The organism is Hydrogenophaga sp. ZJX-1, from assembly GCF_048590325.1.
Lineage (GTDB): Bacteria > Pseudomonadota > Gammaproteobacteria > Burkholderiales > Burkholderiaceae_C > Hydrogenophaga.
Window position 1 is genome coordinate 692,104 of the sequence record NZ_JBMBRA010000001.1, and the last position, 23,144, is coordinate 715,247.

Annotated in this window: 19 protein-coding genes and 1 tRNA gene; all 20 read left to right on the forward strand. The window is 53.8% G+C overall.

What is annotated here, in order from left to right:
• Window positions 1-187: 187 nt before the first annotated feature.
• The 20 genes from thrS to ACN5W5_RS03505 all read left to right on the forward strand — a co-directional run bounded on the left by thrS (window position 188) and on the right by ACN5W5_RS03505 (window position 23,144).
• Window positions 188-2,095 carry a threonine--tRNA ligase gene (gene thrS, locus ACN5W5_RS03410; protein ID WP_420047172.1) on the forward strand — a complete coding sequence of 636 codons (1,908 nt, stop codon included), beginning with the start codon at window positions 188-190 and terminating at the stop codon, window positions 2,093-2,095.
• Between the two features lie 106 nt (window positions 2,096-2,201).
• Window positions 2,202-2,813 carry a translation initiation factor IF-3 gene (gene infC / locus ACN5W5_RS03415; RefSeq protein ID WP_420047433.1) on the forward strand — a complete coding sequence of 204 codons (612 nt, stop codon included), beginning with the start codon at window positions 2,202-2,204 and terminating at the stop codon, window positions 2,811-2,813.
• 180 nt (window positions 2,814-2,993) lie between these two features.
• Entirely contained in the window at window positions 2,994-3,197 is a 204-nt protein-coding gene (rpmI, locus tag ACN5W5_RS03420; RefSeq protein WP_069048846.1) for a 50S ribosomal protein L35, read from the forward strand.
• Window positions 3,198-3,221: 24 nt separating this feature from the next.
• Window positions 3,222-3,581, forward strand: coding sequence for a 50S ribosomal protein L20 (gene rplT, locus ACN5W5_RS03425; protein ID WP_066151478.1), 360 nt, complete (start codon window positions 3,222-3,224; stop codon window positions 3,579-3,581).
• A 126-nt stretch (window positions 3,582-3,707) separates the two neighbouring features.
• Window positions 3,708-4,760 (forward strand): phenylalanine--tRNA ligase subunit alpha, encoded by a 1,053-nt coding sequence (gene pheS, locus ACN5W5_RS03430; RefSeq protein WP_420047173.1) that lies wholly within the window; start codon window positions 3,708-3,710, stop codon window positions 4,758-4,760.
• 18 nt (window positions 4,761-4,778) lie between these two features.
• Window positions 4,779-7,202 carry a phenylalanine--tRNA ligase subunit beta gene (gene pheT, locus ACN5W5_RS03435; protein ID WP_420047174.1) on the forward strand — a complete coding sequence of 808 codons (2,424 nt, stop codon included), beginning with the start codon at window positions 4,779-4,781 and terminating at the stop codon, window positions 7,200-7,202.
• Between the two features lie 31 nt (window positions 7,203-7,233).
• A complete protein-coding gene (locus ACN5W5_RS03440) occupies window positions 7,234-7,560 on the forward strand; it encodes an integration host factor subunit alpha (protein ID WP_177135091.1) in 327 nt (108 codons plus the stop codon).
• Between the two features lie 192 nt (window positions 7,561-7,752).
• The gene (locus tag ACN5W5_RS03445; RefSeq protein WP_420047175.1) at window positions 7,753-8,205 is read left to right on the forward strand and encodes a MerR family transcriptional regulator; all 453 of its coding nucleotides are present in this window, start codon (window positions 7,753-7,755) and stop codon (window positions 8,203-8,205) included.
• Window positions 8,206-8,240: 35 nt separating this feature from the next.
• Window positions 8,241-8,317, forward strand: a tRNA-Pro gene (locus ACN5W5_RS03450).
• Window positions 8,318-8,622: 305 nt separating this feature from the next.
• Window positions 8,623-9,171 carry a hypothetical protein gene (locus ACN5W5_RS03455; protein ID WP_420047176.1) on the forward strand — a complete coding sequence of 183 codons (549 nt, stop codon included), beginning with the start codon at window positions 8,623-8,625 and terminating at the stop codon, window positions 9,169-9,171.
• A gap of 102 nt (window positions 9,172-9,273) precedes the next feature.
• A complete protein-coding gene (locus ACN5W5_RS03460) occupies window positions 9,274-11,100 on the forward strand; it encodes a type I secretion system permease/ATPase (protein ID WP_420047177.1) in 1,827 nt (608 codons plus the stop codon).
• A complete protein-coding gene (locus ACN5W5_RS03465; protein ID WP_420047178.1) occupies window positions 11,097-12,485 on the forward strand; it encodes an HlyD family type I secretion periplasmic adaptor subunit in 1,389 nt (462 codons plus the stop codon). The genes ACN5W5_RS03460 and ACN5W5_RS03465 overlap by 4 nt, the downstream gene beginning before the upstream one ends.
• Window position 12,486: 1 nt before the next feature.
• The gene (locus ACN5W5_RS03470; RefSeq protein ID WP_420047179.1) at window positions 12,487-13,761 is read left to right on the forward strand and encodes a TolC family protein; all 1,275 of its coding nucleotides are present in this window, start codon (window positions 12,487-12,489) and stop codon (window positions 13,759-13,761) included.
• Window positions 13,739-15,436, forward strand: a complete 1,698-nt coding sequence (locus ACN5W5_RS03475) for a hypothetical protein (protein WP_420047180.1) — start codon at window positions 13,739-13,741, stop codon at window positions 15,434-15,436. The genes ACN5W5_RS03470 and ACN5W5_RS03475 overlap by 23 nt, the downstream gene beginning before the upstream one ends.
• Window positions 15,433-16,311: a hypothetical protein gene (locus tag ACN5W5_RS03480; RefSeq protein WP_420047181.1), complete on the forward strand. Its 879-nt coding sequence runs from the start codon at window positions 15,433-15,435 to the stop codon at window positions 16,309-16,311. Before ACN5W5_RS03475 ends, ACN5W5_RS03480 begins: the two co-directional genes overlap by 4 nt.
• Complete coding sequence (locus ACN5W5_RS03485) at window positions 16,301-16,942, forward strand: hypothetical protein (protein WP_420047182.1); 642 nt, start codon at window positions 16,301-16,303, stop codon at window positions 16,940-16,942. The genes ACN5W5_RS03480 and ACN5W5_RS03485 overlap by 11 nt, the downstream gene beginning before the upstream one ends.
• A gap of 90 nt (window positions 16,943-17,032) precedes the next feature.
• Entirely contained in the window at window positions 17,033-18,721 is a 1,689-nt protein-coding gene (locus tag ACN5W5_RS03490) for a hypothetical protein (protein ID WP_420047183.1), read from the forward strand.
• Window position 18,722: 1 nt separating this feature from the next.
• On the forward strand, window positions 18,723-20,039 hold the full coding sequence (locus tag ACN5W5_RS03495) for a glycosyltransferase family 4 protein (RefSeq protein ID WP_420047184.1): 1,317 nt from the start codon (window positions 18,723-18,725) through the stop codon (window positions 20,037-20,039).
• Window positions 20,036-21,115, forward strand: coding sequence for a hypothetical protein (locus ACN5W5_RS03500; RefSeq protein ID WP_420047185.1), 1,080 nt, complete (start codon window positions 20,036-20,038; stop codon window positions 21,113-21,115). Before ACN5W5_RS03495 ends, ACN5W5_RS03500 begins: the two co-directional genes overlap by 4 nt.
• Window positions 21,116-21,302: 187 nt before the next feature.
• A complete protein-coding gene (locus tag ACN5W5_RS03505; RefSeq protein WP_420047186.1) occupies window positions 21,303-23,144 on the forward strand; it encodes a methyltransferase in 1,842 nt (613 codons plus the stop codon).

Consider the following 23,144-nt stretch of genomic DNA (forward strand, 5'->3'; position numbering starts at 1 on the left):
GCAGGGCTGACTGCTAAAATGCAAAATTGATGTTCTCAAGAAATCGAAAGGCGAATCGGTTATGACACCGCGAACTACCGAGAGGTTTTCTCTGGCCTTTTGACGCCTGCAGTTCGCGCCTGCCCGATTCCTTCTTCCTCACTTCCAGCGCGGCCCATGCCGCGCTTTTTTGTTTCTGGACTTCCCCATGCTTCACATCACACTTCCCGACGGTTCCCAGCGCGAGTTTCCCGGTCCGGTCACCGTGGCCGAGGTGGCTGCTTCGATTGGCTCCGGTCTGGCCAAGGCCGCGTTGGCGGGCAAGATCGGCGACAAGGTGGTGGATACCAGTTACCAGATCACGGCTGACAGCCCGTTGTCCATCGTCACAGCAAAGGACGCCGAGGGTCTGGAGGTGATCCGCCACTCGACGGCCCACCTGCTGGCCTATGCGGTAAAGGAGTTGTTTCCCGATGCCCAAGTGACCATCGGTCCTGTGATCGAGCACGGGTTTTTCTACGATTTTTCGTACAAGCGCCCATTCACACCCGAGGATCTGGTTTTAATCGAAAAGCGCATGACCGAACTGGCCAACAAGGACGAGCCGGTGGTGCGCCGGGTGTTGCCGCGGGACGAGGCGGTGGCGTATTTCAAGGGAATGGGTGAGCACTACAAGGCTGAAATCATCGCCAGTATTCCGAGCAACGAAGACGTGTCGCTCTACCGCGAGGGCAGTTTCGAGGACTTGTGCCGTGGCCCCCACGTGCCCAGCACCGGCAAACTCAAGCATTTCAAGTTGATGAAAGTGGCCGGTGCCTACTGGCGCGGTGACCACCGCAACGAGATGCTGCAGCGCATCTACGGCACCGCCTGGGCCACCAAGGACGAGCTTCAACAGCACCTGACGATGCTGGAGGAGGCTGAAAAACGCGATCACCGCAAATTGGGCCGTGAGCTGGACCTTTTTCACATCGACGAGCATTCGCCCGGCACCGTGTTCTGGCACCCCAAGGGCTGGACGGTGTGGCAAGGTGTCGAGCAGTACATGCGGCAGGTCTACCGTGACAACGGCTACCAGGAAGTCAAGGGCCCGCAGATCCTGGACAAAGGCCTGTGGGAAAAAACCGGCCACTGGGACAAGTACCGCGACAACATGTTCACCACCGAGTCGGAGAAGCGCGAATACGCGCTCAAGCCGATGAATTGCCCCGGTCACATTCTGATTTTTAAGCAGGGCATCAAGAGCTATCGCGATCTGCCGTTGCGTTATGGTGAGTTTGGCCAGTGCCACCGCAACGAGCCTACTGGGGGTCTACACGGCATCATGCGCGTGCGCGCGTTCACGCAGGACGATGGTCACATCTTTTGCACCGAAGACATGATCCTGGGCGAATGCGTGGCGTACACCGCGCTGTTGCAGAAGGTGTACGCCGACTTCGGTTTCAAGAACATCATCTACAAGATCGCCACCCGGCCCGATGCGCGCATCGGCAGCGATGAAAGCTGGGACAAGGCCGAGCACGCCTTGATGGAGAGCTTGCGCGCCTCCGGGTGTGAGTTTGAGATATCCCCGGGCGAGGGCGCTTTCTATGGTCCCAAGATCGAATACACGCTGAAGGACGCTATCGGGCGCCAGTGGCAGTGCGGCACGATCCAGGTGGATTTCTCCATGCCCGAGCGGCTGGATGCCGAGTATGTGGGCGAGGACGGCGCGCGCCATCGTCCGGTCATGTTGCACCGTGCCATCGTCGGCAGCCTGGAGCGATTCATCGGGATTTTGATCGAGGAACACGCGGGTGCATTGCCTGTCTGGCTTGCGCCTGTGCAGGTATCGGTGCTCAATATCACCGATTCACAGGCCGATTACTGTCGTGAAATCACGAAAACTCTGCAGAATCAAGGGCTTAGGGTCGAGACCGATCTGCGCAATGAAAAAATAACGTATAAAATACGGGAGCACGCGTTGCAGAAGCGGCCTTACATCCTTGTCGTGGGCGACAAAGAGAAGGCCGCCGGCGCCGTGGCTGTTCGGGCGCGAGGTAACAAAGACCTCGGGGTCATGCCGCTGGAAGACTTTTCCAGACTGATTGCGGCAGACGTTTCATCCAAAGTTTGAAGTCAAACATCCGGTTGATGCCCCTCGCTGCGGTGCTCAGGACTCGTGCATTGAGGGTGACGAAGGTTGCCCACCTGTCTGAACAGCCCACATCAAGGAATACACCATAGCTACCAATTTTCGCGACCGCCGCCAACGTGAAGAGCGTGCACACAGACTGAACCGTGAAATCATGGCCCCAGAGGTTCGCCTCAATGGACCAGAGAACGAACCACTGGGTATCGTCAGTCTGATGGAAGCGTTGCGCATGGCAGGTGAGCTGGATGTGGATCTGGTCGAGATTGCCGCCACCGCAGTGCCTCCGGTCTGTCGCCTGATGGACTACGGCAAGTTCAAGTACCAGGAGCAGAAGAAGGCAGCGGAAGCGAAGGCCAAGCAGACGGTCATTGAAATCAAGGAAATCAAGTTCCGCCCAGGCACCGACGACGGTGACTACAACATCAAGATGCGCAACATCCGGCGCTTTCTCGATGATGGCGACAAATGCAAGATCACGCTGCGTTTTCGCGGCCGCGAGATCACGCACCAGGACTTGGGTTTAGCGTTGTTGAACCGCATTCGCGATGAACTGGCCGATTCGATCATCGTGGAACAGTTTCCCAAGCTGGAAGGGCGCCAGATGATCATGATGATTGCACCTGGTCGCAAGAAGGCAGGTGGCAGTGGTGCGAAGGCGCCTGAAGCGGCAGCGCAAAGCGCTGAGCAGCCGGCAACCTGAAGATTTCAGTGGCAAACAGAATTGGACGGGCAGGGTAGTCTCCTGCCGGTCCGAGGCTCCGGCCGAAAGGTCGGGTGCCAAAGAAGGGCTGTAAAGCCTTTCATAAAAGTGGCTCGGGGCCAACAAGTCCGCGGAAGGTTCGCGGCGCCTCACGAGCACAAATGAAAAAGGAGCATGAAGATGCCCAAAATGAAGACCAAGAGCAGCGCGAAGAAGCGATTCCGCGTTCGTCCCGGTGGCACCGTCAAGCGCGGTCAAGCCTTCAAACGTCACATCCTGACCAAGAAGTCCACCAAGACCAAGCGCCACCTGCGTGGAGCAGTGACTGTCCATGAGACCAATATGGGTCACATGGCACAGATGCTGCCCGGCATGGGTATTTGATCAACGACGAACAAGGAGTCACACATGCCTCGCGTCAAACGTGGTGTAACGGCACGCGCCCGTCACAAAAAAGTTCTCGCCCTTGCCAAAGGTTTCCGCGGTCGCCGCGGTAATGTCTTCCGCATCGCCAAACAGGCGGTGATGAAGGCCGGTCAGTATGCCTACCGTGACCGCCGCACCAAGAAGCGCGTTTTCCGTCAGCTGTGGATCGCGCGTATCAACGCCGGTGCACGTGCTTGCGGCCTGACGTACAGCCAGTTCGCCAACGGCCTGAAGAAGGCCCAGATCGAGATCGACCGCAAGGTCCTGGCCGATCTGGCCGTGAACGACGTTGCTGCTTTCAACAGCATCGTGGAGCAAGTCAAAGCCAAGCTGGCCGCTTGATTCACGGCGGAGAACGTCGTTGCCCGCAAGGGTGATGGCGGTTTCCCGTCGCTCAAAGGGGTTGAGGCTTGAGGGATTCCCTCGCTGCTCTCAGCCCCTTTTTTCATTTCTCTGCACAAGACACACATGAACGAGTTGGACGCACTGGTTGACAGCGCCCGCGCTGGCTTCGCGCAAGCAGCTACCCCGGCCGATCTGGAAAATGCCAAAGCCCAGTATCTGGGCAAATCGGGCCGCATCACCGAGCTGATGAAGGGCATGGCGGCGCTCCCGGTCGAGGAGAAAAAGACCCGTGGAGCCGCGATCAACGTGGCCAAGCAGGCCATCGAAGCTGCCCTCAATGCGAGACGCCAGGCGCTGGCCGATGCAGAGCTCGAAACCCAGCTCAAGGCGGAGGCGCTCGACGTGAGCCTGCCTGGCCGTCAGCGTGGGCCGGGTGGTCTGCATCCTGTGAGCCTGACGCTGGAGCGCATCGAAGCGATCTTCAGCTCACAGGGCTTTGAGGTGGCCGAGGGCCCCGAGATCGAATCCGACTGGTTCAACTTCACCGCGCTGAACACGCCCGAAGACCACCCGGCGCGGTCCATGCACGACACCTTCTACGTGGAAGGTGGCAGTGCGAAGGCGCCGAACCTGCTGCGCACCCACACCAGCCCGATGCAGATCCGCCACGCGGTGCAGCATGTCAAGCGCCACCGTGCCGCACTGGATGCGGGCCTGCCGATGCCCGAGATTCGCGTCATCGCGCCCGGTCGCACCTACCGGGTGGACAGCGATGCCACGCACTCGCCCATGTTCCACCAGTGCGAAGGCCTGTGGATCGGCGAGAACGTGAGCTTCAAGGACCTCAAGGTCGTGTTCACCGATTTTTGTCGCACCTTTTTTGAGTCCGACGACTTGGTGCTGCGTTTCCGCCCCAGCTTTTTCCCGTTCACCGAACCCAGTGCCGAGATCGACATCCAGTTCCAGAGCGGCCCACTGGCCGGACGCTGGCTGGAGGTGGCAGGCTCTGGCGAAGTGCATCCGAACGTGGTGCGCAACATGGGGTTGGACCCCGAGCGCTACATCGGTTTTGCCTTCGGCATGGGTCCGGACCGCTTGACCATGCTGCGCTACGGCGTGAACGATCTGCGCCTCTTTTTCGATGGCGATATCCGCTTCCTCTCGCAGTTCCGCTGACTTCTTCGGTACGACACGATGCAATTTCCCGAATCCTGGCTGCGTGCCTTTTGCAACCCATCCCTGACCAGTCAGCAACTGGCCGATACCCTGACCATGGCCGGTCTGGAAGTCGAAGAGCTACGCCCCTTTGCGCCCGCCTTCACCGGCGTGGTGGTGGGCCAGATCCTGAGCGCCGAGCAACACCCGAACGCCGATCGCCTGCGCGTGTGCCAGGTGGACGTGGGGCAGGGCGCTCCCCTCAACATCGTCTGCGGAGCGCCGAATGCGCGTGCCGGCATCAAAATCCCGTGTGCCACCGTCGGCGCGCTGCTGCCGCCGGGTGAGGACGGCAAGCCATTCGCCATCAAGCTGGGCAAGCTTCGCGGTGTCGAGAGCCAGGGCATGCTGTGTTCGGCCAAGGAACTGCAGATCTCGGAAGAGAGCAACGGCCTGCTGGAGCTGGGTGAAGATGCCGTTATCGGCCGCAACATCCGCGAGCAGCTGGGACTGGACGACATGCTGTTCACGCTCAAGCTCACGCCCAACCTGGCGCATTGCCTGAGCGTGTTCGGTATCGCGCGCGAGGTGTCGGCTCTGACGGGGGCGCCGCTGTTGCAGCCCGGGTTCTCCAAGGTCGCGGTGCAGGTGCAAGATCAGCTGCCGGTGAGCGTCCAGGCGCCCGACCTGTGCGGCCGTTTCAGCGGTCGCATTGTGCGCGGCGTGAACACCACAGCGCAGACGCCAGCCTGGATGGTCGAGCGCCTGGCGCGCTGCGGCCAGCGCAGCATTTCGCCGCTGGTGGACATTTCCAACTATGTGATGTTTGAGCTGGGCCGTCCCTCGCACATCTTTGATCTCGACAAGATCCACGGTGGCCTGCAGGTGCGCTGGGGCCGTGATGGTGAACAGCTCAAGCTGCTCAATGGCACCACCGTCACAGTAGATGCCTCCGTGGGCGTGATCGCCGACGACAGAGAAGTCGAGTCGCTCGCCGGCATCATGGGTGGTGACGCCACGGCGGTGTCCGACGACACGCAGAACATCTTTATAGAAGCCGCCTTCTGGTGGCCCAAGGCCATTGCTGGCCGTTCGCGCCGCTACAACTTCAGCACCGATGCGGGCCATCGATTCGAACGTGGTGTTGACCCGTCAACGACCGTTGAACATGTCGAGCGCATCACGCAGTTGGTGCTGGACATTTGTGGCGGTCAGGCCGGTCCGCTGGACGATCAGACACTGGCATTGCCCGAAGGCAAGCCAGTCACGCTGCGCGTGGCCCGTGCGGCCAAGGTCATCGGCATGCCGGTCACGCAAGCGCAGTGCGCGGGTGCCTTGCGCCGCTTGGGCCTGGACGTGACCGAAGGCGAGGGTACCGTGACCGTGGCGCCGCCGGCCTTCCGTTTCGATCTGCAGATCGAGGAAGACCTGATCGAAGAAGTGGCGCGTGTCATCGGCTACGAGCAGTTGCCAACGAATCCGCCGCTAGCGCCCATCACCGCCAAGCTGCGCACCGAGGCCAGGCGTGGCCCGTTCGCGGTGCGCCGGCAACTGGCGCAACTCGGTTACCAGGAAACCATCAATTTCAGTTTTGTGGAGGAGCGCTGGGAACGCGAGTTGGCCGGCAATACCGACCCGATCAAGCTGCTGAACCCGATCGCCAGCCAGATGAGCGTGATGCGCTCCTCGCTGCTCGGCAGCCTGATCGCGGTGCTCAAGTTCAACCTGGATCGCAAGGCCCAGCGCGTGCGCCTGTTCGAGCTGGGTCGTGTGTTTCGCAAAGACGCTGCTGTGAAGGACAGCGACACCACCGTGGCTGGCTTTGACCAGCCCATGCGGGCCGCTGGTCTGTGCTACGGCGCGGTCGATGCGCTGCAGTGGGGCTGTGCCGATCGCGCGGTCGACTTCTTCGACGTCAAAGGCGATGTGCAGTCCCTGTTGACGCCGATGCAGGCGAGCTTCCGGCCGAGCGAACATCCAGCAATGCACCCCGGTCGTTGTGCGAGTGTGTGGCTGGGTGAACGTTGCATCGGCCATGTGGGCGAGCTGCACCCGAAATGGCGCCAAGCCTACGATCTGGCTCTGGCGCCCGTGATGTTTGAGCTGGAGCTGGATGCCGTACTGCAACGCGATGTGCCGGTGTTCCAGACCGTGAGCCGCCACCAACCCGTGGATCGCGATCTGGCCATTGTGGTCAAGGAGTCGGTCACCCATGCGGCTGTGATGGATGCGGTTCATGCTGGCGGGGGTGATCTGCTCCGCCAAGCGGTGCTGTTCGACGTGTACCGGCCGAAGAAGCAGGGTGACGCGCCTGGTGGACTGGCCGCTGATGAAAAGAGTCTGGCCGTGCGCCTGACCCTGAGCCGGGACGACGCTACACTGACCGACGAAGAGATCGACGGAGCGGTCAAAGGCGCACTCGAAGCACTTGCCCAGCGTGTGGCTGCCCGGCTGCGTGCCTGAGCAAACAATAACGAGGATGGAGCATCAACACATGGAACTTGCTGTCGAAAGCCTGGAGACCCCGGCTCTGACCAAAGCGCAGTTGGCTGAATTGCTGTTTGACCAGATCGGACTGAACAAGCGTGAATCCAAGGACATGATCGACGCCTTCTTCGATCTGGTCACGGACAGCCTAGTCGAAGGGACCGATGTGAAAATTTCCGGCTTCGGCAACTTTCAGATCCGTACCAAAGCACCGCGACCCGGCCGCAACCCGCGCACCGGCGAACCGGTCGCCATTGAGGCGCGGCGCGTTGTCACATTTCACGCCAGCCCGAAGCTCAAGGAGCAGGTGCAAACAGCGGTGATCGGCAACTGATTCTGAGGTGTGACCAAAGCCCGGGGCTTAGGCCGCCGGGCTTTTTTACGTCGGAAGTGCTCACCTGTTCGGGGTGGTGAGCCACCTCACAGTGGCATTTGCAACAGTTTGTACGGAAATTTTGTTGCGCTTCACCTTGTCGGCCTGTGTTAGAGTAAATTTCAAGGTTCGGTCTCTACCGCCTTGATTTTCATGGAAAAAACGCTGCCTCCCATCCCCGCCAAACGCTACTTCACCATTGGTGAAGTGGGCGAGCTTTGCGGTGTGAAGCCGCATGTGCTGCGGTATTGGGAGCAGGAGTTCACCCAGCTGCGCCCGATGAAGCGACGTGGTAATCGGCGTTACTACCAGCACCACGAAGTCCTGATGATCCGTCGCATACGCGAGCTGTTGTACGACCAGGGGTTCACCATCAGTGGCGCGCGCAACAAACTGCAGGAACTCGTGCATGCCGAACGGGACCAGCGTCGCCATGAAGACAGTGACGTGATCGAGGTGATTGACTTTGAGGTTGCGGCACCGGTGCTGATTGGGGGCGCTGACCAAGCCTTGACCAAGTCGGTGAGCCAAAACACAGCTGCGGAGTGGGTGGGGGTACGACGCGAACTGCTGGAAATTCGCGAGCTTCTGAGTCTTCAGGGCTGATTCGTTCAAATAGCCAGCTATAATGCAAGGCTTGTCGGCGTGTAGCGCAGCCTGGTAGCGCACTTGCATGGGGTGCAAGGGGTCGCGAGTTCGAATCCCGCCACGCCGACCAAAAACGCAATAAGCCCGGAGTTTCACGACTCCGGGCTTTTTTGTTTATAGCCTTACCAGCTGGAAAAAATCCAACAAATTCAACCACGCTTCTGTCAAAGTTTGGCGGTTTGTTACAAGTATGGACTTCAAGTCCCTATTTCTATAAATAGTTTTATAGTTCCACATCTAAAGTACTTGTTTAATAAAATACCACATAAGTATTAAGTATATTCCCCATTGGGTGTACAGGCACAAATTTCCCGCATCGGGAGAAAAGCTTGATAACATGAGGCCGCGTTACAACCTTTTCCCGGAGGTGCTGAGGTGACTCAAGTTCAATCCAAAGGTGATGGCAAGGCTTCTTCAGCCGTGCTGGTTGGTGTGGGAGTAGCCGCTGGTGCTGCGGTTTTGCATTCTGCCGACGCTTCCGTTTCTTCCGAAATTGATCAGACGTCGTCCGGGTCGACACAGAGTGCTTCCATTCCTTCTTTGGTTACTGCCGATGAAGCGATGGCTGGAGGGAGCCCTCCTGAACCTGTGCAGATTTCTGCTGATACACCCTATATTCCTGCTGCAGAGTCTGCTACCAATATTGAGCAGCTTGTTGAAGCCTACCTGGGTGAAAACGTAGATGCGTCCTTGAGCTTGGAGGCCTTGTCCGAGGCCGAACTGCAGGATCATCTTTCTGAGTCTGAACTTCAGGCACTGATTTCGCAGCCGGGCGTGCAGGTGGCGCAGTCTGAAGGGGGCGGCGGTTTTGGGTTTCTTGATGGCGGTGGTTTGGGAACCGCTGGCGTGATCGGTGGTGTTGTTGTCGGTGGCGTTGCTCTGAATGATGTGCTTGACGATGACGATTCGAACGGTACGGTCTGACGTATCCAAATTTATTTATCCAAATGTTTCACCCTGAGTTATTTCAGGGGAGTCTGAGAGGGCTGCCTTGTGCAGCCCTTTTTTTTGGGGAGATGATTGGGAATGAATGTCAACAAGGAAGCCGGCACCAATTTCGCAACAGATGGTAGTCAAAGGCCAGTAGCTCGTCTGTTGGTTGATAACCGGCATGTGTTTTTACTGGCGTTTGGATTGACAGCGGTGACCGAGCTGGTATCACTGGCTCCCATCATCTACATGATGAACATGTATGACAGGGTTCTGACCAGCCGTAGTGTTGTAACGCTGGTTTCATTGACTGTCATTCTGGTAGCTGCTTATATTTTCGGCAACGCTGTGGATTGGATGCGGCGGCGTTTGCTGTTGCGACTTGCTTTGCGTCTGGACTGGGACTTGGCTGCAGATGTATTTGATGCGTCATTTCGACGCTTTGCAGGGCGCGGCCGGGTCAACGTGCAGCAGGTTATGGGCGACCTCGTGATCGTTCGCAAGTTCTTCCATGAAAAGGTGTTTTTCACTTTGTTGGAAGCACCTTACGCACTGATTTTTGCGCTGATCTGTTTCGCCATTCATCCCTGGTTGGGCACGTTTGCGTTGATGGCTGTTGTCGTCATGACGACGTTGGCAGTCCTTAAGGCCAGGGCTGTGGCACCTTTGGTGCGAAATGCTACACAGGCCGCTGCTGAAACGAACCGTTCTGTTGCCGAGGTTCTGCGTCACTCAGAGACCGCGCTCGCTCTGGGGATGCAATCAACTGTGCGCAAACGGTGGTACCAGCGCCATCAGGCGGATCTGGTGGTGGATGCCAATGGTCACGAAGCGGCCGGTCTCGTTGGGGCAATCTCTGGATTGCTGGACAGATCGCTACCTCAACTGGCCATGGGTCTGGCTGTCTATCTGGCCATTTCTGGTGAAATTACCGTAGGCATGACGATTGCCGCACTGTTTTTGGTTCGGCGAACCATGTCTCCGCTCCAGGGGTTGATCAATGTGTGGCCGCGAGTGATCAAAGCCCGGCTTTCCATGGAGCGCCTCGAAAATCTGCTTTCCAACGACAAGACGTGGCACGGGCGAATGAGCTTGCCTCAGCCCGATGGGCATCTGGAGGTTGAAAATCTGGTTGCGACCGTCCCCAATGTGAAGCGGCCTTTGCTTGACAAAATCGATTTCAGTTTAGAGCCAGGAGAGGTCCTGGCAATCGTCGGCCCCAGTGCTGCCGGGAAATCTACCCTGGTCCGCCATTTGGTTGGTATTTTGGAATCGTCCTCCGGTTCAGTTAGGCTGGATGGCTCTGAGATTTACGACTGGGTTCGAAGCCCGGATGTGCCTCATATTGGCTATGTTCCACAAGATGTGATGCTCCTGGAGGGGTCGGTTGCAGAGAACATATCGCGCTTGCTTGAAGTCGTTCCGGCCGCGGTTGTGAGGGCGGCAGAGTTGGTTGGATTGCACAAGACCATTTTGGGATTTCCTGACGGCTATAACACCATGTTGGGCGATGGGAGTTTTTTGCTAACTGGTGGGCAAAAACAGCGTTTGCTGATTGCGCGAGCATTGTATGGAGACCCAACTTACGTCGTGATGGACGAACCCAGTTCGAGTTTGGATGCAGAGTCAGAAGAAGCCTTGTTGACACTCATTCGTATTTTGCGTGCCAATCAAGTCACCGTGATTTACACCACGCATCGACAAAATCTTGTCGCCGCCTCCGACAAGATCCTTGTGCTGGAGCGAGGTGTCCAGAAGCAGTTTGGCGCTACGCGGGACATCGGTGCACAAGTATTGGCGTCCATGTCGGGACAAGGCGCTGAAGTGCAAGGTGCAACCAAGGTGCGCAGGATCGCTGCAGCGCGGGCCGAACGCCGGCCTTTGATTGCGCGCACATCCGAAGATGGAGGTAGTTCGGCATGAGTGGTAGTGGATTGGTTAAGTGGGTCCAGAAATTTGACCCCTACGTTCCTCAGAATATGCCGTCGCGTGACGGTCTGCATCCGATTCTGTTGGAAGAGTCGCGTACGAAGGCAAAGTTTGGACGCTACTCATTGATTGCAATTGGTGTTTTTACTGTCTGGGCTCTGTGGGCGCCGTTGGATAATGGTGTTCACGTGTCGGGTACGGTCATGGTTCAGGGCAATCGCAAGGCCGTGCAACATCCTCAAGGAGGGGTTGTGGAACAGATTCTGGTCAAGGAAGGCTCTGCGGTCAAACAAGGGGACACACTGATCCGAATCAATCCATTGGGACTTCAGGCTGAGTTGAATGCCATCGATCTCGATTACATCAACTCATTGGTTGTCGAGTCACGACTGACCGCCGAAAGGGATGGGTCAGCGATCATCCGTTGGCTACCCGAACTCGACGAGTTTGGCAAAGAGCCAAAGGTTCAGGAAGCCAAGGCTTCGCAAGAGCGCATCCTGGCCTCTCGCCGACAAGATCTCAACAGCAAGACCAGTGTTCTTTCGCAGGAGGCGGCTGGCTATGAAGCCCAGATTCGTGATTTGGGAGAAGTCATCGTGACCAGAAGGGATCAATTGCGACTGATCAGCGAAGAGGTCAAAAACCTCAAGCAGTTGGCAAGTGAGGGATTTGTTCCAGGAAGCAAAGCCACTGAACTGGAGCGAAGTCGCAGCGAACTGCTTGCCGCGATTTCCAGTACGACTTCAGAAATTTCAAAAGCCCGTTCAGCATTGTCCGAGGCTCGACTGAAAGTTGTGCAGGAAAAATCTGCCTTCGCTAAGGAAGTCGACAGCGAACTCAGCGAAATTCAAAAGAGCCGTAAAGCGTTCAAGCTCAACGCAGAGTCCGTTCGATTCAATCTCAGTTTGGCTGAAATTAAGGCACCCGTCGATGGCGTGGTTGTTGGCTTGCAGGTGTTCACCGAAGGTGGAGTTATCAAGGGCAGCGAAACCCTGATGGAAATCGTTCCCCAAGAAGGAAATCTGCTGGTGCATGCCAAAGTGCCGCCCGACTATGTTGACAATGTGCGAGTTGGTCAAGAGGCTGATTTGCGTTTTACGGCTTTCAATCGGTCCACCACTCCGGTGGTTCCTGGAAAAGTCGTTTTGGTCGGGGCCGACAGGCAACTGAAGACCGCGGAAGACAACGAAGCCACTCCCCCGGAGTACTATCTGGCCCACATTGAAACCACGCCAGAGGGGGTGGCTCTATTGGGTGGCAACAATGTGCAGGCGGGCATGTCGGTGGATGTCATCGTCAAGACGGGAGAACGCACCTTCATGAGCTATTTGCTAAAACCCATCGTCGATCGTCTTGCCATTTCATTCAAGGAAAACTAATATGCCAATCTCCAAGCACCTGTTTACCTTTCTAATGGCCACCGTTGCTGGTGTGGCCGTGGCTCAGACCGCGGCCTCAGCGCCTGGGCTCCGTCAAGCCTATGAAAAGGCTCGCCAGGTTGATCCACTTTATCTGGCGGGCCTCTCAGAGTACGAAGGAACCATGCTGGACGCACGTGCAGCGGGAATGGCCTATTACCCTCGACTGGAAGTTTCGTCCTCTCAACTGGCCAACGAAGGTGGCGGCCGGAGAAACTCGGTATCTGTGATTCAACCTCTTTTTAGTGCGGACAAGATTGCCAGCATGCGCGAAAAGGAGCCACTGACACGATTGGCCGAGATGCAATTGGTTCAAAGAGAGATGGATCTTTCAAAGCGTCTCTTCGGTGCCTTCTCTGAGGTTGTCGTGGCGCGAGAAAGTCTTCAGCAGAACAAAGTGCGTCTCGTCGCGCTGGAACAGCAGGTCACAGCGTCCAAACGGCTGCTCAGCCTGAATCAAGGAACCGTCACAGACGTACGGGATGCAGAGGTCAAATTCCTTCAGGCTCGTGGCGAAGAGCTGCGACTTGCTGGCCAATTGCGGGTTGCGGAAAAGCAGTATGCCTCCATCGTCGGCGAAATGCCTTTGGCCACTGTGCTCACGTTTGATCCTCAGAGGATCCAGACGCTGGGCACGCTGGCCGCCAACACCCGCAGCCGCACCAATGATCCGGCGCTCCTGGCTGAGCGGTCGCCAGCTGTTGTGCAGGCGCATACAACACGCGAGCTGGCTGATCTGGAGGCGTTTCGCGGGCGTTCTGCCTGGATGCCTGAGGTCAGCGCTGTACACACCAGGACCCGTCTTGACGGGAACAGCAACAACTTCACCGGTATTTCATTGAGCCTGCCCCTGTCTGCCAGCAACTTTGCGAGCATGCAGTCGGCGGGCGCCAAGGCTGCGCAGGCAAGCCAGGAGGCACAAGATGTTCGACGCCAAACCCTGCTCGAAATCGAGCGGCTGAAGTCTGCTGTAGACGTGGGTGCCAGCGAAGTCGCGATGCAACAGTCTGCCGTGGAGGCCGCCGAGTTGAGCGTCGAAGCCAATGAGAAGAGTTTCAAAGGCGGTGTTCGCTCCATGCAGGACGTATTGACCAGTATCGAAGTTCTCTACACCGTGAAGGCCGACCGGGTTAAATCGCTGCTCTCGCTAGCGGACGGCCTGCTCAACCTGCGCATGATGGAGGGCGTGAAGGCGGCCGAGAGCCTGGCTGAAGTTGAAAGCACACTCTTGCGTTGATTGGGTTGCTGCTGCTGCTGCCATGCATCACGGTGAATGGCAGCAAGCATTGACCCTGCTTTTGACTTTCAGGGTCGAAGACGGATTTGAGCTTTCGCGCCGCTACCTATGGTGTTCCAGGGTCCTCTGTGAACTCGGTCGCTACTCAGAAGCTGTCGAACAAGCCAAACAGTCAGCCAATTTTGCGCCGGGAACGTCCCAATCCATTGCAAGATACCGGGGACTGTTGATTGCAAGGGCAACGCGTCGAATTGCATATGGACAAGTCTCGACCGCCATAATATGGCAACTGCTAAAAGAAGATCCCGCATCCAAAACCCTTCAGATCCAGTTTGCCGAGCAAGCCTTGAAGACCTTCGGTGATTGGCGGCCCGCTCATCAACTTTTCCTGAATAGAGGCGAAGACGCAAAACTATCCACCAAACTCGAGTATTGGATGGATATCCGATCTCGCATCTATGAAGGATGCACGCGCAAGGACAACCAACTGGTAAAAATGAGAGGCTTTGCAGAGAAGTTCCTCACTCTTCCAGGAATAGTTGGAACTCCCGAGAGGAGCGAACAAACAGAGGTTCAATTATCTAACAGAGGTAGAAGAACGAGACGTATCGGTGTGATATCCAATCTGTTTTGTAGTGGGCCAGTGTTCTATATGGGAATCGGCGCCTTGACCAGGCTGGCAAACACATCGAAGTTGGTTCTCTTCTCAAGACAAAGCATCGACGACTGGGCTACCGATCAGTTTAGAAGAATTGCGGACGAGTGGATGGATGTGAGTCATCTTAACCCTCAACAACTGGAAAAAAAAATCAGAAGCGCCGAACTGGACATATTGGTCGACATGGCTGGACTGATGGATCTGGATGTACTCAAAGCGCTGAGTTCCAAACCATCAAGAAAACAGTACAAATGGGTAGGAGGGCAGTTCAGCACCACCGGATTGCATTGTTTTGATGGATTTATAACAGACGAAGTCCAAAGTCCGCGCGGAAGTGAGCAATTCCATACGGAAAAACTAGTCAGGTTGAAATCTGGCTATGTGACCTACACCGTCCCCCCATACATCCCAAAACCTGAAAAGCCAGTAGAAAAAGAAGCACTCGTGGTCGGGGTGATTTCCCATCCAATAAAAGTTGTCAATGTGTTTCTGGAATTTCTCAAGAAAGAAATTCTGAACCATCAGAGTCAGAGCGACTTCAAAGTCGAGCTGAATTTCATCGGGGGACGATATGGCAGTCCGGTTGTTCAAAAAAGAATCCACCAGTTTCTTTTTCCCTCTATCGATCAAGCTGAATCAAATGTGCTTATCAGATTTTTGCCAACAACGGGGCACAAAAACCAGTTGCTTGCGGTTAGAGGCCTTGACTGGGTCATTGACACCTTCCCTTTCACCGGTGGCCTAACAACGCTTGAGGCATTAGCACTTGGTGTTCCAGTGAGAACGTATGCTGGGAAAACCTTTCAAGAACGGCATGGGGTGGGACATTGCGCATATTCGGGACTGCGCGTCGCAGAATATGATTTGCAGAAAATTGGCCCGTTTGGACAGGAAGGACCCAAAAACGACGGGACCGCACTGTTGAAGGCAGGCAGTCAAAGACTAAATCACGATTTGATGGCTGAAAGTCTTGAAGAGTTGTTCATGTTCGGAACTTCAGGAGTCGAAGTTACATGAATCCGGTAAAAATTCATCAGATCTTCTATAGGGAGGATCAAATTCCTCGGCTGGACCCCATGTTTGTTCCATACGACAATCGAGGCGTCCGCGATCCTTTTTTGGAGTTTGCGGTAATTAGGAAGTTGAACAAGCTGTATGCTGAATGCAATGACTGCAAATATTGGGGAGCTCTATCTTGGAAATTCAAAGAAAAGACGGGTCTTGACGGACAGGATATTTTTGACTTTGTCTCCTCACATGATCACGCAGACGCATTCTACTGCAATCCCAGTCCAGCGGCCGAAGGGCTATTTCATAACTTTTGGATGCATGGAGAAAGCACCCATCCAAAGTTTCTTTGTTTGGCAGCCGAAGTTTTCCGAAATGCGGACCTGAACGTAGACTTGCTGAATTATATGCATCCTTCATATGCATTTGCCTCGGCCAACTACATCATTGCAAAACCCACCTTCTGGGAAAGGTATATAGGTTTCGTTGATAACATCATGGATGCAGCCATGAAAAATAAATTGCTAAGAGAAAGGCTTCTTTCCAAGGATGCTGATGAAAGAAATGTGCACGCTGGTGCTTGCTATATTCCTTTTTTTGTTGAGCGACTTTTTTCCTTGTTTTTGACTCTTCCAGTTTCATCCGGATTCAACTGTATAAAGTATCCAGTGCCCGCACCCGAAAAAAAAATTGGCCTGCACCCAAGAAAACTCAGAGAAATGAAGGATGCCGCTTGTCACACCCGGTCGCAATGGTTAGCTGGGTGCTGGCTGGCTTATCGTACGTTGTACCTGAATCGGACTGAAGGCAGCAAGACTGATCGAGTTCACTTGCCCGCTATAACGAATCCTGATTTCCGGTTCGCAAAAACATATGGGATTTAGTGTGCAGATTGTTCATACAAACACAAAATCTATAGCAAATGAGGCAACGTACGATGCGCCAGTTGTCGTTGCCATCCCTTCAACAAACCTTGAATTGGCTGTACGAAGTGCAAAGCTTATGTCAAGGAGAGCCGGAACGGATGGATTGATCCTCATCCTTGAGGATGTGGAGCGGAGCGGATTTATTGCAACATGCAATACTGCTTTCAAGATGTCATCAGGAGGATACTTTGTATATGCAGCACAGGATGCATTTGCCGGGCGTCTGTGGCTCAAGATTGCGGTTCATCAGATAGAAAAGCACCGTAAGAACATGCTGGCATTCAACGATGGAAAATGGCATGGATTACTTGCTAGTTTCGGCATGGTAAAAAGAGAATGGGCACAAGCGAATTACAAGGGGGAGCTTTTCTGTCCTCTCTATCACAGTCATTTTGGAGATGCCGAACTGACCGTGATCGCCAAACAGCAGGATAGTCTCTGCTTCTCGCCCCGGAGTGTGTTGCTTGAAGTCGACTGGGAAAAAGACGATCGAAAGGTGAATAGAGACGACAAAAATATGTTTCGAAGGAGGGCTGCCTCAGGATTTGACGGAAAGCTGAAGGCCACCGGAAACGTCAGCTTGCTTTGAATCCTGTGAATACACGCAGTTTCCATTTGAAAAGTGATACACAATTTTCAGAGCGTCAACACCATCACATCATTCTTCTGAGTGCAAAAAATGACGACTGATAAAATCAAGACACCTCAAAAACAACCATTGTTGTTCAAAAACTCGCGGAGTGAGTTGTCCGCAGCCATCTTCGTCGACGAGGTAAAGCTTGATGGCCGAAATGTGTCTGTGACCGGATGGGCAACGCAAAACTGCGTATTCGAACTGATGAACAACACCGCCGTCCTGCAGACGATTACTCGGCATGACCGACCCGATGTTGCTAAAGTTCTCAAGACACTTGAAGGAGGGGTGGGTCTCGGATTTCATATTGCTACTCGAATTCCTTCAATACGTGAATTAAACCTGACCCTGCGACTTGCTTTCGGTGTTTCGACTGTTAGTGAAAGCAATGCAGTGAAAACCTACCCACTGGAAGTGAGTGGCGCCAAGCAAACTTCCAAACCCATGGTTCACGCTGCTCACATTGAATCAGCGACCCATTTTTCTAATGCTAATCAATTGATTGTTGCAGGCTGGCTGCTTGCCGAGAATGAAGCCGACATCTGGATTCAGACGGAGACCGGTCACTTCGTCAGCCTGGACCAATGTTACAGGTACTCTCGCACCGACATTTATAACGCCTATCATGAGAGAGTTGGACTTCCCGCACAAAGGGCAGGATTTATCGCGCGAATAGCGCAATCAGCAAACTCAAGAAAGGTCAGAATCATGTTTGCTGAGAAAGATGAAGACAAGGTCGTGGCTGAGTCAGAAATCGTATACTCAAACGCTGGAAAGACTGACTCCATTACTCAACTTGTTCATATCCGGACTCCCGCCAACGATTGGAACAATCGCATTCCTTTGATTGATCTTCCTTTTCTTCGCGCCATTGAAACAAAGGCCGCTGCTATCCGGTCTGAATTCATCCCTAATAAACCTCAAGAGAATCCTCTCGAAGCAACTTATGTAATTTGGGTTGATGCTGAGAATGTTCCACTGGAAAATCTTGCGGTTGCGCTCTCCAAAGATGCCAGCTTCCGAAGAACCGGCGAACTGATTTTTGTCTTTGAAAATGAAGGGTTGGAGAGATTTTTCAATGCAAAGCTAGCAATGTTTTCCAGATTGTATGGATTGAATATCAAATCCGATGTGGTCGTGATATCGCGAAACATCGTTGAAGGATTCAATCAGGCCGCCCGACAATCGAAAGGAAAAGTACTCTTCTTTTCGAGTGCACACGAAATACCGATGAGCGAGGCACTGACCTCCAAGGTCTGCAAGATGCATGTGGACCGAACCGGATCTGCAGTGATCGCACCGCTGATTTTAAATTATTCCGGTACCGTTGAATCCGCCGGTATGAGGCTTCCTTCCCAGCCTGACAGGTTCTTGATTCGGGGCTTCAGCACGGTTGGTTCTGGAGTCGATCCCAAACTTCTCCCCGGAGATGATGCTGATGGCATTCATTCTGCGCCATTTGAGTTTTTTTCCATTAAACGTGAGGCTTATTACTCGTTGAGTGGCTTTTCAAACCAGTTCATCAGCTTCGAGTTTTCAGTGATTGACTTCTGTAAACGTGTTCAAGAAATCGGACGAGTCATCGAGGTGAATCGAGATCTTTCGGTTGTAAGTTTGCGATCGTCACGAAGTGTGGCCGCCCATGATGAAGACACTGTCTTTCGTAGGTCAACTCTGGAGTTGTCATTGCTGCTTGGGCTAGAAGCACAAATGGTAAATGGTGATGGGGTTTGATATGAGCGTTAAAACATTAGAAAGTACCAGTCTCACCGGTAAAGGAAACATGCCTGGTCAGATTGCTCAAGCTGGAAAGTCTGTTTTGGTGATATCGCATGCGCATCCTGACTTTAGCAAGGGCGGTGGTGAAATAGCTGCCTACAACTGTTTTCTAAATTATCCGAAGTTGAAGCAGGTTTCCAAGGCGTGGTTTCTCGCCAGGGTGGAGCCTGTTCATGCTTCAATCGGGAAGATTTACAAGCGGAGGGAAAACGAATTCGTCTGGGAGCAGTCGATGCTTGACTGGCATACGCTGGTGTGTATTGATCGGAATTCAGTTCTCACCAGATTTCGCAATCTACTTGAAACCCTTCGACCAGATGTCATCCACGCTCACCACTTTGCCCATCTCGGACTGGAGTTCATCGAGATTGCCCGGCAATTGTTGCCAGACGTTATCATTGTCTTCACGTTGCACGAGTTCATTGCCTTGTGCGAGAATGATGGACAGATGATTAAGACTAGCGGGAGCCTATGCTATGAATCGACGCCCGAAGATTGCCAACGTTGCTTTCCAAGTCGATCTGCGATGGATTTCTGGGCACGTCGGCACTATGTGCAAAGCTATTTCTCGGAAGTCGATCATTTTATTGCTCCATCGTCATTTCTTCGGGACCGATTCGTCTCATGGGGTATTGATGCGGAACGAATCCATGTCATTGAAAACGGCCAAGACGACGGGTCAAAGGTACCGCCACGGTCTCTCGAAAATGGTGAAACGCGTAATCGTTTCGGGTATTTTGGTCAAATAAATCAATACAAGGGCATCTTGCCGGTACTCGAAGCCCTCGATTCGATGACGCCGTCCGAATTAAGAACAGTTGCGCTTGAAGTCCACGGAGCCAATTTAAACAAGCAGCCTGAAGAGTTTAAGGAGAAAATCAAGACGCTGAGTGAACCCTTGATCAGAGTGGGGGCGTTGAAGTGGATCGGACCCTACAACAGGTCGGAGCTACGGGAAAAAATGGGTCAGGTTGACTGGGTTCTTGTTCCATCAATCTGGTGGGAAAATTCTCCCATGGTTATCCAGGAGGCATTTCTTTGCGGGCGTCCGGTGATTTGCTCCGGGATTGGCGGAATGGCTGAGAAAGTGCAGCCCGACGTCAACGGCTACCATGTTCCTGTTGGCAGCGCATTCGCTTGGAAAAAGACGCTGCTTGAGAAGGCTCGGTACAACGATGAGTGGGATCGCCTTCACAGGCAGATAAAGACTCCCGCCAGTCACGAAGAGTCTTTGTTGAAGCACGCTGAACTGTTTTTCAGGAATCCGTTATGAAAACCTCAACGCTTCCTCAATCAGAACATACGGATTTTGAGCTGATTGTTCACATTGGAACCGGAAAGACCGGGACCTCTTCCATTCAGAAGAGCTTGCAGGAAAATCGAATTGAGTTGCAACGTCAGGGCATGGATTATTGGGGCATGTGGCTGGAATATGCACCCGCAAATCTCTATTCATGGCAGCGTCGTGGGGCCGGTTATGAGCAGTTCTGGAACAAGGAACAGAACGATTTCGAGGAACAGGTGTACGAAGTGCTCCGCCGGTCTGTCCAAGAGTCGACTGAAAGCGGAATTTCAAGAGCTATCTGGTCAAGTGAGTCGATTTTTGACCATCAGGAACGGTTGATTCCTGTTCTTTTGAAATTGAAGTCACTTGGTGTGCGAATTTGTGTGGTCGTCTATTTCCGCAATCCCGCCAGCTGGGCTCAATCTGCCTATGTCCAGTGGGGTATCAAGCACAAGACTTACCCTGGGCCCATCAAAACATTTTCTGAATGGGCTATCACACACAATGCCGAGTTTTCCGGGAAACTTTCACCCTGGCTCGATTCATTTGAGTGCGTCCGAGTCAGAAATTTTGATAGTCAAGGTGATGTGGTTTCGGATTTTTTTAATGTTGTCAGCATCGTCCCCGACGCCCTAAAGTCGTTTCGGATCAATGAAACCCCCTCAAATGAGGAGTTGGCGTTGCGTGCGCTATTTAATAATAGAAACGAACGCCCTGCCTTGCCGATGCATTTTGACAAAGTCTTTCAGTATCCGCTGATTCGTACCGGTGAGTCCATTGTTCAGATGATGGACAGGTATCTTCCTACTGACGAAGACCTCGCACATTTTCAGAATGAACGAGGGAAGGACATTGATCGGCTGAATAAATTTCTGCAAGACGAAGGACAGCAGCCTTTGAAAAGAGAGGCTCCTTTGGCAAAGAAGTTCTCACTGGATGATGGTTTACTCATGTCCATGCTGGCCCAGATGGTTCTGCTTCAGGGTCGAAAGATTTCCGTTCTTGAAAAAGAGCTCAAGGCGCTTCGTGTGGTTGTTGACGGAATTACCAATACTGCTGTTTAAGGAGTTGTCTCGGGTTGCGTTGGAGCATGGCATAAAAGATCGCTTCTGAATTTCTGTTTTTGGATAACTCTATTATGAATTGAAATTTCGTCAGTGTTTTTCCATTCTCGAAAGACTAATGCGAACCGTAGCATTGATGGGTGTTAATCCGATAGCTATTATTCCAGCATTTAATTGAAGGGTCAACATGAAGAAAAAACAAACCTATGGCCAGATGTGGGATGGCTATGTGGCAGATAGCTTTCCTAAGTTGCAGAAGGACGCGCCGGACTTGGCCTTTCCTGGTGACGAGTGGGGCACTGAGTCCAGCTGGAAGAAGATATTCGACAAACTTTTTGTCCCGGCCGGCGTGTCGTCCTGGGAGGCAGCCATCGAGATTGGAGGCGGCGGTGGAAAATACACCGAGCGTGTGCTTGGTGCCAACTCCAGCAGCAGGTTGTTCGGCTTTGATGTCAGTGTCAACTTTCTTGAAGCGACTGGAAAACGGCTCGCGCACCATGTGGATTCCGGGCGTCTGTCGCTTCACGAGATCGACAGCTTGAATCCGGGTGCGATGTCGGATGTGCTCACTAAATTGGGCTATGCCCGTAAAGTGGATGCCATGTTCAGCATCGATGCCATGGTGCATGTGGATCTGCAGTACCTTGTTTGCTACTGGATGAATGCGGCCCTCATGCTCAAGCCCGGCGGACGAATCCTCATGACGTTGGCCGACCCGACGACCGTTTCGGGATTTCAGAAGATCATTCGGGACATCCGCAAGTTCTACAAGTTTCAGGGACGTATCTGTCCAAAATTCGAATATCTGAGCAAAGAAATTGTCAACCGCGTGATGTTTGAGCTGGGTTTTGAAATCGAATTTCTGGAGCCGTGGAGCTACCACGAAGGCCGCCCACCCCGCGATCTCTATCTTTCGGCCAAGCTGGTCGACACGTCGAACGAAGCTAAATTCCGATCTATGCTGGTTTCAGTTGGAGAGACGAAAGATTCCCATTACGAAACGGAAAATCCGGAAACCTACTCAGATCTCTGGAACCGTATTTCTTCGGAAGTGTCGGCAGGGAAGAATGCCGACCGGCCGAGTGCGGATGTGGTTGTTGATCGTCTTTTGCGGGACCTTGGTCTGGGTGACTGGAGCCATCTGGTGGAAATCGGTGGTGGTGATGGCCGTTACACGGCAGCCATGCTCGCTGCGAACAGCAAACTGAAGGTCACGGGCATTGATGTTAGTGCGGGGTTGATGTCGGTCGCTGCCGCCCGGCTGAAGCAACACGTGGATTCAAAAACGCTGGAGTACTTGAAGATTGATCCGGTGCATCCGGATGCTTTGATCACGGAGTTTGAGAGAAGGGGCTTGAACCGAAAGGTCGACGCATTCGTCAGCATCGACGCCATGGTGCATGTGGATCTTCAATATCAGATGGTCTACTACATCAATGCCGCCAACCTATTGCGCGAGGGAGGCTATCTGGTGATCCAGGTTCCCGACGCCAGTTCGAGCGAGGGTGTCAAGCGCCTGTTGGCAGACGTTCAACGCTTCTTCCCGTTGCAGGGCCAGTGCAGCACCCGGTTTGAATGGCAGAGCCCACACATCATGCGAGAGTTGCTGTCGAATCTTGGCTTCGACGTGTTGCGTATCGCCCGTGCCAGTGAGTGGGGTTCGGAGACCGGCGACAGAGACATGTTTGTGGTAGCAAAACTCGTTCGACCCAAACAAGCGGAAGCCCTTCGCATGCATGTCAGTATCGGTTTGCCTGTCATCAGAATGGTATCTGGATCGATGCAACATCAACCTGAGGATAAATCCATGAACGAAGATGATGTTTCTACTGAAATCGCGAAATCTCTTGGGCAGGCATACTGGCGCCAACTCACCATACAGGCCAACCCAGATCTGACCAAGGAGCAACTTCGCGAGATGCTCAAGGAGCAGTGGGGGGGCAACAAGAGGGAGTACACCAAGCTGGGGCGCATGGTGAAAAAACAAATGGAGAATATGGGTTTTGAGATAGTCAAGAAGGCGAAATAA

Coding starts and splice junctions, on each gene's coding strand:
- thrS (WP_420047172.1), top strand. CDS start 188: ATGCTTCACATCACACTTCCCGACGGTTCCCAGCGCGAGTTTCCCGGT.
- rpmI (WP_069048846.1), top strand. CDS start 2,994: ATGCCCAAAATGAAGACCAAGAGCAGCGCGAAGAAGCGATTCCGCGTT.
- rplT (WP_066151478.1), top strand. CDS start 3,222: ATGCCTCGCGTCAAACGTGGTGTAACGGCACGCGCCCGTCACAAAAAA.
- pheS (WP_420047173.1), top strand. CDS start 3,708: ATGAACGAGTTGGACGCACTGGTTGACAGCGCCCGCGCTGGCTTCGCG.
- pheT (WP_420047174.1), top strand. CDS start 4,779: ATGCAATTTCCCGAATCCTGGCTGCGTGCCTTTTGCAACCCATCCCTG.
- ACN5W5_RS03440 (WP_177135091.1), top strand. CDS start 7,234: ATGGAACTTGCTGTCGAAAGCCTGGAGACCCCGGCTCTGACCAAAGCG.
- ACN5W5_RS03445 (WP_420047175.1), top strand. CDS start 7,753: ATGGAAAAAACGCTGCCTCCCATCCCCGCCAAACGCTACTTCACCATT.
- ACN5W5_RS03460 (WP_420047177.1), top strand. CDS start 9,274: ATGAATGTCAACAAGGAAGCCGGCACCAATTTCGCAACAGATGGTAGT.
- ACN5W5_RS03465 (WP_420047178.1), top strand. CDS start 11,097: ATGAGTGGTAGTGGATTGGTTAAGTGGGTCCAGAAATTTGACCCCTAC.
- ACN5W5_RS03470 (WP_420047179.1), top strand. CDS start 12,487: ATGCCAATCTCCAAGCACCTGTTTACCTTTCTAATGGCCACCGTTGCT.
- ACN5W5_RS03480 (WP_420047181.1), top strand. CDS start 15,433: ATGAATCCGGTAAAAATTCATCAGATCTTCTATAGGGAGGATCAAATT.
- ACN5W5_RS03485 (WP_420047182.1), top strand. CDS start 16,301: ATGGGATTTAGTGTGCAGATTGTTCATACAAACACAAAATCTATAGCA.
- ACN5W5_RS03490 (WP_420047183.1), top strand. CDS start 17,033: ATGACGACTGATAAAATCAAGACACCTCAAAAACAACCATTGTTGTTC.
- ACN5W5_RS03495 (WP_420047184.1), top strand. CDS start 18,723: ATGAGCGTTAAAACATTAGAAAGTACCAGTCTCACCGGTAAAGGAAAC.
- ACN5W5_RS03500 (WP_420047185.1), top strand. CDS start 20,036: ATGAAAACCTCAACGCTTCCTCAATCAGAACATACGGATTTTGAGCTG.
- ACN5W5_RS03505 (WP_420047186.1), top strand. CDS start 21,303: ATGAAGAAAAAACAAACCTATGGCCAGATGTGGGATGGCTATGTGGCA.